Genomic DNA, 13,111 nt, shown 5'->3' with positions numbered 1-13,111 from the left:
CTGCTCTCTCAGTCTGGCCGGACGACCAGCAGATCCTCACGGCTGCCATAGTGCGGCAGGCCGGGCGGCTGAGGGAGTACATAAGTGTTGAAGCCTTGCGCACGCAGGCGGGCTGTCAGGTCCAGCAGGTCCGCGTCGGTCATATGCAGCAGGTTGGCGTTGTCGCGGAACACGGCTTCTCGTGCCTGGAACTCCAACGTATCGGCGCGCTCCCTCTCCCGGCTCAGCTCATGCTTGTGTACGGCGGCTTGGCCCGAGGTCGATTGCACGAATTGTTCCCAAGTGCTTGTGTTCGGGATGTCGCCTATCAGGAGGCGCCCGCCGGGCAGGAGGCGTCCCAGACAGGACGCGACGAAACGGTCTATGGCGGCTTTGTCCTGGAGGCACTGGACGACGGAATAGGCGAGAATGCAATTGAAGTCGCCTTCCATCTCCACGTCCGGCCATTGGCCGGCGACGAGTTCGATCGAGGAAGCGGTTCCCTCATGGTCGAACTGCTTCAGCACCTCGGCATGGTCGACCCCGACGGAGCGGGCCACCCGGGATGCCAGGGGGCGGAGAAGCAACCCCACGTTGCAGCCGATGTCCAAAAGCCGGTCGGTCTGTCGGAGCGCAAGCTTCGCGGCGATGTCCTCGATGATGGCGGCGATCTGGGGAGCATGGAACAGGTTGCGGCCGCTGAGCAGAAGCGGCGACGAGATGCAGTTCGCGAGCAGGCCGTAGCCTTCGTAATAGGATGCGTTCACCGTTCCCCCTCCACCCCGGCCCTGCCGATAGCACGATCCATTATCTTGCTTTTTAAAGGCATACGCGAGCCATATCACGGAAGCGCGCCAGCTCGGCAAGCTCGTCCGGTGTCATGCTGCCCATATGGTCGGGACCGTACAGCGAGCGGTCGGCCGTGAAGTGCTTCTCCAGGATACGTGCGCCACGCGCGCAGGCCACTTTTGCGGCCACCGTGCCGATCGAGTGATCGCTGAATCCGGCATAGCGGGAGAAGTCGATCCGTTCGAGCCGCAGGCTCTCCAATGGCGCGGGGTATTGCGCGATGCAGTACAGGAAGTCCACGCCTCCCGGCACATGGAAAGCAGGGAAATCGGCCGCTCCCCACATCCCGAGCGATACGATCAGGCGCTTGCCCGTCGCGGCGACCGCCTCGACCAGAGCCGTGTCGCGCACCGAGCGGGACGCGATCTTGTAGCGCCGGACACCGACCTCCTCCAGCCAAGCAACCCGTTCGATGTCGAAGACCGAGGCCATGAACTCGATGCTGACCTCTTCGCAGCGCCGCGCCAGGGTCTCGACGTCGCGGCGGCTCAACTCCGTTCGGCAATTGTAGTCGAACCAGGGGTTCCCTTCCTTCGGGAAGAGGGCGCGCGCGTCGTAGACCTGGAACTTGGCGACGTCCGCTCCCGCAGACTTCGCCTCGTCGATCAATCGAAGCGCGAGATCCATGTCGCCGTTATGGTTCTGGCCGATTTCAGCGATGATTTCCATGATTGACCTGTTCGAGCCAGAGGTTGAGCATGACGTAGCAGAAAATTGAATGGCCGTTCAGGCGCATCATGTCGGCAAGCATCAGCCGCGCTGTGTCGATCGCGCCGCGCCGCAGCAGGCCGGTGCGGTCAAGCGCCGACCCCGGGGCAAAGGTCCGCTCGACGAGGTGCGACCACGGCCCGTTGAGCCACAGGTCGATGGGCACGTTGAAGCCGTGTTTCGGCCGTTCCAGCACGTCGGCCGGAATCAGATCCGCGAACGCTTGCCGCAGCGCCCATTTGAGCGTGTCCCCGCGCATCATGTGCCGGCTGCCCAATGTCCGTGCGTGCGTCAGCACCGCGGGGGCAACGAACGGAGCGCGGCCTTCCACCGAAAAGGCCATGCACATGCGGTCCAGTTTCCGCAGCATCTCGTTCGGAAGATAGAAGCCCCGGTCGTGGCCGATGAAGTCTTCCGCCGAGCAGCCGGACCCCATCTCGCCGGACCTTGCGTCGAGTCCGGCGAAATGGCGCAAGGACGTCTGCACGCCGGGAAACGCGTCGGGATGGAACAGCCGGGCCTTTTCGTCCTCCGCGGCATAATAATGCCAGGCCCAGGCCTGCCGGGAGGGCGGATAGCCGGCGATGGCGGCCAGTCTTTCCTCCAGCGGCAGGCCGACGTTCTGGAAGGACACCGTCCGGTCCGGCACCGCCGCGGGGACACGGGCATCCAGATACCGGTACCAGGAATAGCCGCCGAACAGCTCGTCCGCCCCGTCTCCCGACAGCAGAACCTTGATGCCCTGCTCGCGCGCCGCCCGCGCCACGGCGAGGATGCCGAGACCGGAGGAAACCGCGAAGGGCTCTCCGCCGTGCCGGCAGAAGGTCTCCAGATCCGCTAGGAAATCGTCGGACGAAACACGGATCACCCGATGTTCGAGGCCCAGCCTGCGAGCGTAGTCGCTGGCCGCGGCGGATTCGTCGGCCCGGCCGTGGTAGGGATCCGCGACGTCCTCGAACCCGACGCTGAAGGTCGTCAGACGGCCGGCCGCGGAGGCGGCGATCGTCGTAACAATCGAACTGTCGAGCCCGCTGCTCAGGAACGCGCCGACCGGAACGTCGGAGAGAAGGCGGGAGGTCACGGCGTCGGTCACCACCCGGCGGGTTTCTGCTACCAACTCGGCATCCGTACCCGCAGGCCGATGGGAGCCGAACCGGTTGGCGTACGGCCGCCGCCTGAGTCCGTTGGCATCAATGCTGAGCAAATGTCCGGGTTCGAGCGCCCGGACCTTACGGAACACACTGGCCGGTTCCGGTATCCATAGGAACGTCGGGAAATCCCACAGGGCTTGGAGGTCGAGGTCGAGCGCAAGCCCGGGAAAGCGCTGCAAGGCGCCGAGTTCCGAAGCGAACACCAGTTCGCCGGGCGCCGGTTCCGCGTAGTAAAGCGGCTTTTCCCCCGGCAGGTCGCGAGCAAGGATGAGCCGCTGCTCGCGCTCGATCCACAGCGCGACGGCAAACATGCCGTCCAGCCACTCGAACAGATCTTCGCCGACCTCGTCGTAGAGATGGGCTATGACCTCACCATCGGACCCCGTGCGGAAGCGATGGCCTTTCCTTTCCAGGTCCCGGCGGAGGTCGGGTGAATTGTAGATTTCGCCGTTGTAGAAAAGCGCAACGGAGCCATCCCCGTTGGTCAGGGGCTGCTGGCCGTGCTCAGGATCGTTGATGCCGAGCCGGCGCATGCCGGCGACGAACGGCGGCCGGTGCAGGAATCCGTCACCGTCGGGTCCCCGGTGGGTCAGGGCGGCGACCATGTCCTCCACCACGCGCAGACCGACCGGGCGCTGTCCGAAATAACCGGCTATGCCGCACATCGACGGCTTCCTTTCACAGACAAGCTTGCGGACAGGGGGAGGGCGGCCGGATCGGGCGAAACCATGAGCCGTTCTGCCATGGACATGTCGTTGAAGCCATCAATGGGGTGGCGTGCGGCCCGCCCCGACGGTCATGAAGGCGATCATCATCCTGGCCGAAGTTCAATGAAAGGTTAATGAATCTTTGACCATCCACGATGGTGCCCGCATCGGGCGAAAACAGCCTTGTTTCCCCTGTTGCACTTGCCGCCGGGGGTGCCGGAGGGGTATCCCGAAGCACCACTGCCGTTCGTTCCGGACGGGCTGTAGGACGTGCATGGTTCATTTCCAGAAGACGTACGCATGAACATTGTTCTGGTCAGCACCTACGAGGCGAACGGTGGGGCCGCGCGCGCGGCGAACCGGCTGTTCCAGGGACTGCGAGGGCTCGGCGCCGACGGCCATCCACTAGACTGCCGTTTGCTGGTGACCCGCAAGGAGACGGACGACCCGGGGGTGGAGGTGCTCGGCCCACCCTCGCCCGGCGAGCAAGAGCGTGGGCAGGCGCTGTCGGCCGAGCTGCTCGACGCGACGGCCCCCTATCCGGTTCTGCGCATGAATCATGGCTTTGTTCCCTTCCACAGCGACCGGTCGACAGCAGGGGAGGTCCTTCTCCGGCGGCTCGCGGGCGCCGATGTGGTGAACCTGCATTGGGTGCGCGGCCAGATCGACTACCCCGCGTTCTTCCGCGACCGCCCTCTCGGCATTCCAGTCGTCTGGACGCTGCACGACATGCATCCGTTCACCGGGGGGTGCCACTACGCGGGGTCCTGCACCGGCTTCGAGCGGGCTTGCGGCGCATGCCCCGTGCTCGGTTCCGAGAATGAGGAGGATCTGTCGCGAACGGTGCTGACCCGCAAGGCGGCGTGCGTGGCGCGCTATCCTGGCCCCATTCATATCGTCGCGCCGAGCCGCTGGCTGGCCGAGGCCGCCCGTCGCAGCCTGGTGTTCGCCGGGTTGCCGGTCAGTATCATCCCCTACGGCCTCGACACCTCCCGATTCCGCCCATGGGAGCGGAGCGCGGCCCGCCAGGCATTGGGGGTGCCGGAGGGCAAGCCAACCGTCCTCTTCACGGCTCACGGACTGAACGATCCCCGGAAAGGACTTTCCCTTCTGGACGACGCACTGGTTCGGATTGGGCCGCATCGGGAGGTCTGCCTCCTGCTTGCCGGGGAGGGCGAGGTTCATCTGCGGTCGGGCGTGGAGTGCGTCCGCCTGGGGGTGCAGGACGATGCGGGGATGGTTCGTGCCTATAGCGCAGCCGACGCGGTCGCCGTGACCAGCACCGAGGACAACCTGCCGAACGCGGTTCTCGAAGGCATGGCGTGCGGCACCGCCGTGATCGGCACCGCCGTGGGCGGCATCCCCGACGTGGTCCGGCACGGCATCAACGGCTTCCTCACTGCGTCCGGGGATGTCGCGTCGCTCGCCCATGTTCTGGACGACGCGCTGAGAGACCTGCCGGGGCTGCACGCGATGGGAAGGGATGCGCGCCGGATCGTGGAGCGGGAATACTCCCTGGAGGCGCAGGCCCGGCGGTATCTGGAGCTTTATCAGTCTCTGGCGGGGACGGGACGGGGCGCCCCGCGATAAGGGTGGGCCGAAGCCCTGTCATACCCCGTGCCCGTCAGGGGGCGTAGGACGGAGAGCGTGGTACGGCCTGACAGGCGCGTTTCTCCACCCCGAGAGGCCTTGCAATCGGCCCTCTGCCTGCGGCATGATTTTCACGCATCCATTTTGCTTTTTAGAACAATGGCGTGAGCAGGACCGTGAACAGCCAAGCATCACTGCTCTCAGACCACGACATCGAACGCTGGCGCCAAAATATACGCGCCGGCACGTTCAGTAACTATCATCACCAGATGGGTCTGGCGTTGATCCGGGAAGGTTCCCTCGACGCCGCGGAGGCTGCTTTCCAACGGGCTTTGCAAATCGATCCACGCCGCTTCGAAACATGGCACCAACTGGTCGCTCTCTACCGACGGAAAGGCCAAGAGGCGCAAGCGGAAGCCTCGCTTGCCGAAGCCCGCGTCCACGATCCGGACAGCGTCGCCATCGGGCTTGCCACCGCCTCGAGGGATGTCGTTGACTACGATTCCGATCAGGCCCTTGCCATGCTCATCGCGGCGGCAAGCCAGTCTCCGCGCGCGGTCGGCCATGCGCCGGATGCCGTCGTCCAGGTGGCTCAGGAGCTGATCAAGCACGACCGCTATACTGAAGCCCTGAAGTTGCTGGGCCGGCTTCCGGCCGAGCAACAGGATTGGGTCGATGTGCGGTTCGAGCGGGGGCTTTGCTACCGCTATCTTGGGATGTACAGAGCGGCGATGAACGAGTTTCGGGCTATTCTGGATCAGGAACCGCAATCCGCCAAGGCCCAGTTCAATTTCGCCCTGTTGCTGATGTTCTCGTTGCGCTTCGACGAAGCCGATGGCGCGTTCGGACGACTGCGCGCCGAGCAGCCGCCTCGAGAATCGCTGGCGTTGCAGGCGTGGCTTTACCAAGGGGTTGGACGGCTTGCCGGGGGGCGTTTCGACGACGCCGATGCAATTTTGAGCGCCCTCCTTGCAGCGCACCCGGATATGGCCACGGCACAGGCCTATCGTGGCCTGTGCCGGTTGCGCATGGGGCGATCGGAGGATGCGCGCGCGGATATGGCCGCCGCTTCTCAGGCCGAAGGCAAGCACTGGCTCGTCCACTCCCTGAATGGGATCGTGCTCATGGCGCTGGGCTTGACCACCGAGGCCATAGCCAGTTTCACAACCGCAACGACGCTCGTGTCGCCTGCGCCGCGGCTGTCACGACTTGGGCTGGCGGCAGCCCGGCTCGCCGACGGGCAGGAGGCGCCTTGCCCCGTCACCGATGCGGAGCGGCAATCGGAAGCCCTTCCGTTCTGGTTTGCCCTGCTTGGTCCACAGGGAATCGCCCTGTGCAGAAACCTGGGCCTCGTCGAGACCGTAGCGGGATCGGCGACGTCCTCATGAAAATGGCCCCCACACAGTTCCGGCCTTCATCCAAGAGCGTCGTTTCCTGATGCGTCTGGCCATCCATCTTCCCCTTCAGTCGCCTGAAACCGGCCACGAGGTAACGACGGCCCGCCGGTTGGAAAAAGAGGCGCGAGCGTGCGGGTGGACGTCCCGCCTGTGCCGGCTGACCCGCGACGTAGAGGACTTCGCTCCCGGTGCCGTGCTGGCCGTCGATCCTTTTTCGGCCAAGCCCTCCTCTCACCCATGGATCGGCTGGATGAACGCTCAGCCGGAACATCTCCGGTGCGACTGGCCGCGGCTTTCCTGCGTCTTGTCCTTTGGCGGGTGGATCACCGCATTGCCGGCTTGCGCGGACTTTCTGGACGACATCTTCGCGCCGACCGCCAAGCGCGCATCGGTGGCGGGCATCGGCGCCGCTGACGGAACGGCAGACGCTCTGAACCTTCTGCCGGGCTTTCTCGGTCGCTGCTTCGGTTCGTTGGTTGCGCAGGCGGCAGGCTTGATCGGACTGGTCGTTGTCCGACATGCTCTTGTCGATGGACTGGAGGAGGAACTCGATCGTGCGTGCGGAGATCGAAAAATTTGGCTATTTGCGCATTACCGGCTTCATCAATTCGTTCTGGACCAGCAACTTTGGCGCTTATCCGGTAATCACGCCGAACGATTTACGTGCAGCCGACTGCACCCTTGCCGTCATGGTCATCGCCACTCAGCATGCTTAAGAAATTGCTGAGCGGCTCGCTTCCTTAGGCTTTTCCGATATCCGGGATGCAGGTTCGTATATTTTGAGGTGCGTGGTTCTCATTCGGGCGGCACAAAAGTAGAAGATCTGCCAATTGCCGAGGTGGAACGCGGAAAGGAGGGTGGCCGTGCGCATCAGACAAGCCATCGCATATGCAGCTTGGCTCAGTTAATTGGAGACTATGATACCTCAACCTTAACCCGTCGGCCCAAACCCGGCATCAAACCAGAAAGTAGAAGAGAGTGAATGCAAATAACTCGACAAACAAACAGTTCTGGGTCGTCTCCACGCTTCCGCGCTCTGGAACACATTTTTTGCAGGCTGTATTGAGTTCTCTGCCCGGCAGTGTCGTCGTTCAAGAATTCTTCAACGGCTCCCTGGCTGTCATGGGAAATGAATGGATCAACAAGGGACTTTATGAGGAACTTGATCACCCCGTCAACGCGGTCGGCGAGACGCAGGCACGTTTTATCTTCCTCTTCCGACATCCGCATCACCCGCCGGTAGAGGACAGCCGCTTTTCCGGCGCGAGGACGATTGACCTGATCGGCTACCCCTTCGACCGATACATTTCCGGTGGAATTGTTGAGAATTCAGACGAGTATGCGGCCATACCAAGCGCAAAAAGGGGTTATGGGAAAGACTATTTTTTAAAATCGGGCAGCAATGACTGCACTAAGGCGATGTCTGCCATGGAAATAGAATCTTCTTGGATGAACAGTCTTATTGGAAATAAGAGCACACTCGTTCTCCGGTACGAAGATTTTTTCAATGCACCGAGCATGATTCTAGGGTGCCTGAGCAAAGAGCTTGGCGAAGACGTGATATTGCCTCATCAAGCAAGAAAAAATAGTTCTCGAGTCTACTGGCAGGACGCGCCAACGGCTCGCATGGATGATGGAGCTTTTTTCAAAATTTTCGACAGATTTTCACGTTCTCTCGAATATTTCTATCCTGAGAAGTGGCCCATTCTTTGTCAATTGCGCAAAGGATGACATGACTGGAGTTGCCCCGGCTCGGTGGACACCATCTGACTTGCGCAGGAGGTGTTGACCGATGCCGAAAACCCGCCCCCCTTATCCGCCGGAATTCCGGCAGCATATGGTCGAGCTGGTCCGCTCTGGACGCGATCCAGCCGACCTCGCCCGCGAGTTCGAGCCATCCGCCCAGGCGATCCGCAACTGGGTGGCTCAAGCCGATCGCGATAACGGTCACCGCAGCGACGGCCTGAGCAGTTCCGAGAAGGAGGAACTGGCTCGCCTGCGTCGCGAGAACCGGCAACTGCGCCAGGAGCGCGACATCCTGGCAAAGGCGGCGGCCTGGTTCGCGCGGGAGACCGGCACGATCCCGTCCGGGTCTTCCAGTTCATGAGCGCGAACCAGGCCTCATTCCCGATCCGCACCATGGCCCGGGTGCTTGGCGTATCGCCGGCCGGCTTTACGCTTGGCGGCGGCGTCATCCGTCCCGGCGAGCTCAGGTCGATGCCGACCTGCTGCGTCGGATCCGCACGGCGCACGCCGCCTCCCATGGCACGTACGGCGCCCCACGGGTCCGGGCCTAACTGCAGGCCGAGGGGATCACGGTAGCCGCAAGCGGGTGGCCCGGCTGATGCGCGGCGCCGGCTTGGTCGGCGTGTGCCGCCGCAGGGGCACGGTGACGACCCGGCGCGATGCCAACTGCCGGCCGGCGTCCGACTTGGTAGAGCGGAACTTCACCGCGGTACAGCCCGATCAGCTCTGGGTCGCGGATATTACCTACCTGCCCACCTGGGCGGGCTTCTTGTATTTGGCCGTGGTGCTGGACGCCTACAGCCGGCGCATTGTCGGATGGGCGATGGCCGATCATCTGAAAAGCCAACTCGTGCTCGACGCTCTGAACATGGCGCTCGGCCAGCGGCGCCCGACCAGCGTTGTTCACCATTCCGACCAAGGCGGCCAGTACACCTCTCTAGCCTTCGGGGCCCGCTGCCGGGAGGCTGGCGTTCGCCCCTCCATGGGCTCGGTCGGGGATGCCTACGACAACGCCATGTGCGAGAGCTTCTTCGCGACGCTCGAATGCGAACTGCTCGACCGGCGGCGGTTCCGCTCCCATGCCGAGGTGCGCATCGCCGTCTTCACCTTCATCGAAGGATGGTACAATCCCCGCCGACGGCACTCCGCCCTCGGCTATCTGTCACCGATCGACTATGAAAGGAGACCCCGCACCACGGAGTGAAACAAGACCCAACCCGTCCACCGAGCCGCGGCAACTCCAGTTGTTTCCAAGCCAACCTTCAGTCCGAGCAGATAGTTCCCTGCCGCACCCTCCGCGGCGACGGCGTTTCCAGTGCATTGCCAAGCCTAGTCCCATGAGGCATAGTGCCGGTGCTAAAACCGGTGGGAGAGGAAGTATGGAGGATATAGACATCCGAGCGATCGACTTGCCTCGCCGAACCCGTTTCGATCACTAAAGGGTCATGGAATGGAGGAACGGCGAATAACGGTTCATTAAGAAAGCTTGGTGTTCGAGACTGGCGAACAGATCAGCTCACGAGCATAAATGAACGATATGTAAACTCACCACCCGAAGCCTAAGATAAAAATTACTTTGGTATAGGCTTATATCACTTTCTATGCCAGAGGCCTCAACTTTCGCGTTGACAGGAACAGCAAGATGTCCATGTCTTTGTCCACTTCTTCCATCCGCATGACCGCTGTCGCATTGGCGAGCGATGAAATTTATGAATGGTGGCTTAGCTTCATTGCAAGTTTTAGAGAGTCAAATCCAAATGTACCTCTTATTGTAATTCCTTACAATGACAACACAAGAAAGATAAAGAGTTCTTGAAGATGTCTTCGGTTATAAAATGCTGGAGGCTGACCTTTCTGCCATTGATACGATGGCCGAGCAACTTTTTGGGGATCTAGCGCACAAGCAACGGCTGCGCAAATTAGCAGCATTCGATCTTCCTGTCGACCAATTTATCTACATCGATGTAGACACGCTTGTTTATATAGACATTAGTAATTTTATGGCCAAATTTGCGGAAAACGGCGCGGATGTGTGCTATTGCACAATCAGTGGAGACACGGTCTTTAACAAATCTGGCTTGGAAAACAAAACATTCAGAAACAGTAAACTCTTTAGCTCTGGCCTACTGGCAGTGAATCGCAATAAAGTATCGCTTTCAGAAATAATGAAATGTCTCGACGAAAACATTGAATTCTATAAAGAGGTTCGTCACCCGAACGTAATTGATCAACCAATACTGAACTTCTGCTCAAGCTTGCTTGGCTGGTCGGTTGTGCGCATTGATGAAATTGACTCTAGCATTGCGCCACACAAATGGTACAAAGATTCGCAAATTGAGTTTGTTGGTGGAAAGCCAAGAACAACAGACGGCCGCAATGTCCCCGTTATCCATTGGGCCGGTAACGAGAAAAATACAAACAAGGATCCATCAGCTCATTTGCGCACGAAGTTCGTCGTGGCAGCGCAGGTGAAAGTCGGAAGGGAGAACCCGGATGCTCCTGATGTCGTGTCGCCACAATACTCTTTTAATTTTAAGGACAAAACGATTTCATCAGATTCCTATGGCCGCACATATTTGAGTTTATTCATTAGCTCGATAATCAAGCATATTCGCCCGAGAGGTGGCGCATTTCTCGAATGGGGCAGCGGTCTAACATCTATTTTGCTTGCGGATCTATGCCGGGCATATGGCGCCAGCCGATTTATTACCATGGATACTTATGGAGAATATCAGCGCGCTGTCGAGGAAGCACTTCCACCAGACATCAAGGTGGACGCTGTTATTATGGATGTTACTGGCCCTTGTCAGAATCAGCAAGACACGGGTCTGAACTATAGCACATATCCTCTGTCTACTGGCGAGTGCTGTGACTTGGTGTTTATTGATGGACGCCGCCGAATGGAGTGCCTGATGGCAAGCCTACTGCTCTGCCACGAAGACACTATTATTATTATTCACGACTACCGCAGAACCCGCTACCAACTCGCCTTGGCATTCTGCGACATAGTAGAGAACAATGAACAGTTCCGCATTATGCGGATAAAGCCTGGTATTTTCTCAGAACTATCTAAACAACGGGATGCCATACTATCCGCATTCAAAGAATGAGCTTGGGGCTGCCAATTTTGGCGGAACTCCTCACCTAGACCATATGTTTGCCGGCCGAAAGGCGAGTAGCGGCCCGTCCCACGGCATGTCCCCATCGGGGATTGCGCCGGGCGGTCCGGCGCCGAGCCTCAGACATGGGGGACGGGCCGATGAACTCTACCATTTTCGTGGGGTAACTGCTCACGGGGTTGGCCGATAACTGCGGCGGCCGAGCGGAAACAGGCTTGGCGGCGGCCTGGTTCGCGCGGGAGACCGGCACGATCCCGTCCGGGTCTTCCAGTTCATGAGCGCGAACCAGGCCTCATACTGCCGAGCTTAAGCACTGACACACGGGAGCCATGGGTAACTGGTGAGGGAGCGTCGGCGTTCGGGCGTAACGGTGAGAGCGTTCCATGCGTCGCAGCAGGCTTGGACGACGGCGTCGTAGTCGTCCAGAAGCTGGTGGGACAGAAAGCGCTCGCGCAGGTACAGCCAGACGCGCTCGACCGGGTTCAGTTCGGGGCTGTAGGGCGGCAGGGGCACCAGTGTGATGTTGTGTGGCACAACCAGCGCCCGTGCTCCATGCCAGCCGGCCTGATCAAGCACGAGCACCGCCTGGACGTCCGGTTCCAGGCTCCGGGAGAAGCCGTCCAGGAACAGGCTCATGGCGGTCGTGGAGACGGTCGGCATCACCAGCGCGAAGTCGGCGCCGCTGGCCGGACAGACGGCGGCGTAGAGGTAAGCCGAGGTGAAGCGCTTGTCGCACAGCCCGGCCGGACGCTGCCCGCGCTCCCACCAGCGATGCGCGGTGCGGCCCTTCTGGCCGATGCGGGCTTCGTCTTGGAACCAGAGTTGGAGGCGGCACCCAGGGTGTGCGGTCGCCGCAGCCTTCAGCGCTTCGCGCAGCCCCTTTTTTGGAAGGCGGCCTGGGCCTTGGCGTTGGACTGCGGGTGACGGGGCCGCGTCTTCTGCTTCGACAGGTTCAGCCGGCGCACGATGCGCGAGAGGCTGGCCGGATGCAGCGTCTTGGCGAAGCGTTCGGCGATCACCTCGCACAGGATCGGCAGGGTCCACTCCACGCAGCCGTGCCGCTTGGGATCAGGGCCGGCGAGGATGATGGCCTTGAGCGTCGCCTGCTCGCCCTCGCTCAGCCATGCCGGCCGGCCGGGCAGCGGACGATCATGGAGCCCGGCCACGCCTTCCGCGTTGTAGCGCACCACCGCATCGCGCAGGGCTTGGCGGTCCATGCCGGCCAGCCGCGCCGCTTCCGCCCGGCTCACCCCGTCGAGCGCATGGGCGATGGCGAACATGCGTGCCGCCACCCGCCCTTTGCTCTCGCGCCGCGCCAGGGCGCGCAACTCGCTGGCGCTCAGGTCTTCCCGGATTGGCAACGCCGCGGGCATTCGTTCCTTCCCGTCGTGGATGGGGAATTGAATCACCGATCGCCAGCTTTGGGAATCCCCCTCGGTGAGTCAGCGGTTCCGCTCTCCGGTATCATTCCCGATCCGCACCATGGCCCGGGTGCTTGGCGTATCGCCAGCCGGCTTTACACTTGGCGGCGGCGTCAGCGGCGCCCGACCAGCGTTGTTCACCATTCCGACCAAGGCGGCCAGTACACCTCTCTAGCCTTCGGGGCCCGCTGCCGGGAGGCTGGCGTTCGCCCCTCCATGGGCTCGGTCGGGGATGCCTACGACAACGCCATGTGCGAGAGCTTCTTCGCGACGCTCGAATGCGAACTGCTCGACCGGCGGCGGTTCCGCTCCCATGCCGAGGTGCGCATCGCCGTCTTCACCTTCATCGAAGGATGGTACAATCCCCGCCGACGGCACTCCGCCCTCGGCTATCTGTCACCGATCGACTATGAAAGGAGACCCCGCACCACGGAGTGAAACAAG

Annotated in this window: 9 protein-coding genes and 2 pseudogenes; 7 read left to right on the top strand and 4 right to left on the bottom strand. The window is 61.4% G+C overall.

What is annotated here, in order from left to right; all coding sequences use genetic code 11:
• Positions 1–8: 8 nt before the first annotated feature.
• Genes ACWPN7_RS34120 through asnB form a run of 3 tightly spaced genes read right to left on the bottom strand, consistent with a single transcriptional unit; the run spans position 9 to position 3,352 of the window.
• Positions 9–746 carry a class I SAM-dependent methyltransferase gene (locus ACWPN7_RS34120; RefSeq protein WP_492273758.1) on the bottom strand — a complete coding sequence of 246 codons (738 nt, stop codon included), beginning with the start codon at positions 744–746 and terminating at the stop codon, positions 9–11.
• A gap of 52 nt (positions 747–798) precedes the next feature.
• Complete coding sequence (locus tag ACWPN7_RS34115) at positions 799–1,497, bottom strand: N-acetylneuraminate synthase family protein (RefSeq protein ID WP_459198216.1); 699 nt, start codon at positions 1,495–1,497, stop codon at positions 799–801.
• Positions 1,481–3,352, bottom strand: a complete 1,872-nt coding sequence (gene asnB / locus ACWPN7_RS34110) for an asparagine synthase (glutamine-hydrolyzing) (RefSeq protein WP_459198215.1) — start codon at positions 3,350–3,352, stop codon at positions 1,481–1,483. The genes ACWPN7_RS34115 and asnB overlap by 17 nt, the downstream gene beginning before the upstream one ends.
• Positions 3,353–3,694: 342 nt before the next feature.
• Here asnB and ACWPN7_RS34105 point away from each other — a divergent pair, with 342 nt between their 5' ends.
• The 6 genes and pseudogenes from ACWPN7_RS34105 to ACWPN7_RS34080 all read left to right on the top strand — a co-directional run bounded on the left by ACWPN7_RS34105 (position 3,695) and on the right by ACWPN7_RS34080 (position 11,237).
• Positions 3,695–4,984, top strand: a complete 1,290-nt coding sequence (locus ACWPN7_RS34105) for a glycosyltransferase (RefSeq protein ID WP_459198214.1) — start codon at positions 3,695–3,697, stop codon at positions 4,982–4,984.
• Between the two features lie 164 nt (positions 4,985–5,148).
• The gene (locus ACWPN7_RS34100) at positions 5,149–6,372 is read left to right on the top strand and encodes a tetratricopeptide repeat protein (protein ID WP_459198213.1); all 1,224 of its coding nucleotides are present in this window, start codon (positions 5,149–5,151) and stop codon (positions 6,370–6,372) included.
• Positions 6,373–6,421: 49 nt separating this feature from the next.
• The gene (locus tag ACWPN7_RS34095; protein WP_492273757.1) at positions 6,422–7,108 is read left to right on the top strand and encodes a hypothetical protein; all 687 of its coding nucleotides are present in this window, start codon (positions 6,422–6,424) and stop codon (positions 7,106–7,108) included.
• A gap of 251 nt (positions 7,109–7,359) precedes the next feature.
• On the top strand, positions 7,360–8,112 hold the full coding sequence (locus tag ACWPN7_RS34090) for a hypothetical protein (protein WP_459198211.1): 753 nt from the start codon (positions 7,360–7,362) through the stop codon (positions 8,110–8,112).
• 61 nt (positions 8,113–8,173) lie between these two features.
• Positions 8,174–9,331 (top strand): annotated as a pseudogene (locus ACWPN7_RS34085) (IS3 family transposase).
• A gap of 631 nt (positions 9,332–9,962) precedes the next feature.
• Complete coding sequence (locus tag ACWPN7_RS34080) at positions 9,963–11,237, top strand: bifunctional glycosyltransferase/class I SAM-dependent methyltransferase (protein ID WP_492273756.1); 1,275 nt, start codon at positions 9,963–9,965, stop codon at positions 11,235–11,237.
• 315 nt (positions 11,238–11,552) lie between these two features.
• On the opposite strand, the gene ACWPN7_RS34075 is transcribed toward ACWPN7_RS34080, so the two are convergent.
• A protein-coding gene (locus ACWPN7_RS34075; protein ID WP_492273753.1) for an IS630 family transposase occupies positions 11,553–12,619 on the bottom strand; the annotation gives its coding sequence in 2 pieces (ribosomal slippage) (positions 11,553–12,131 and positions 12,134–12,619; 1,065 coding nt in all).
• A 162-nt stretch (positions 12,620–12,781) separates the two neighbouring features.
• Here ACWPN7_RS34075 and ACWPN7_RS34070 point away from each other — a divergent pair.
• Positions 12,782–13,105: pseudogene (locus ACWPN7_RS34070) on the top strand (integrase core domain-containing protein); the annotation flags it as partial.
• Between the last annotated feature and the right edge of the window lie 6 nt (positions 13,106–13,111).

The organism is Azospirillum sp. UENF 312511, from assembly GCF_058780635.1.
The sequence above is the reverse complement of the archived record's forward strand: the minus strand, read 5'-3'. Positions and strand labels throughout refer to the sequence as shown.

What these genes read in the sequence shown, in the direction of transcription:
- ACWPN7_RS34115 (WP_459198216.1), bottom strand. Translation starts at nt 1,497, where the DNA reads ATGGAAATCATCGCTGAAATCGGCCAGAACCATAACGGCGACATGGAT.
- asnB (WP_459198215.1), bottom strand. Translation starts at nt 3,352, where the DNA reads ATGTGCGGCATAGCCGGTTATTTCGGACAGCGCCCGGTCGGTCTGCGC.
- ACWPN7_RS34105 (WP_459198214.1), top strand. Translation starts at nt 3,695, where the DNA reads ATGAACATTGTTCTGGTCAGCACCTACGAGGCGAACGGTGGGGCCGCG.
- ACWPN7_RS34095 (WP_492273757.1), top strand. Translation starts at nt 6,422, where the DNA reads ATGCGTCTGGCCATCCATCTTCCCCTTCAGTCGCCTGAAACCGGCCAC.
- ACWPN7_RS34080 (WP_492273756.1), top strand. Translation starts at nt 9,963, where the DNA reads ATGCTGGAGGCTGACCTTTCTGCCATTGATACGATGGCCGAGCAACTT.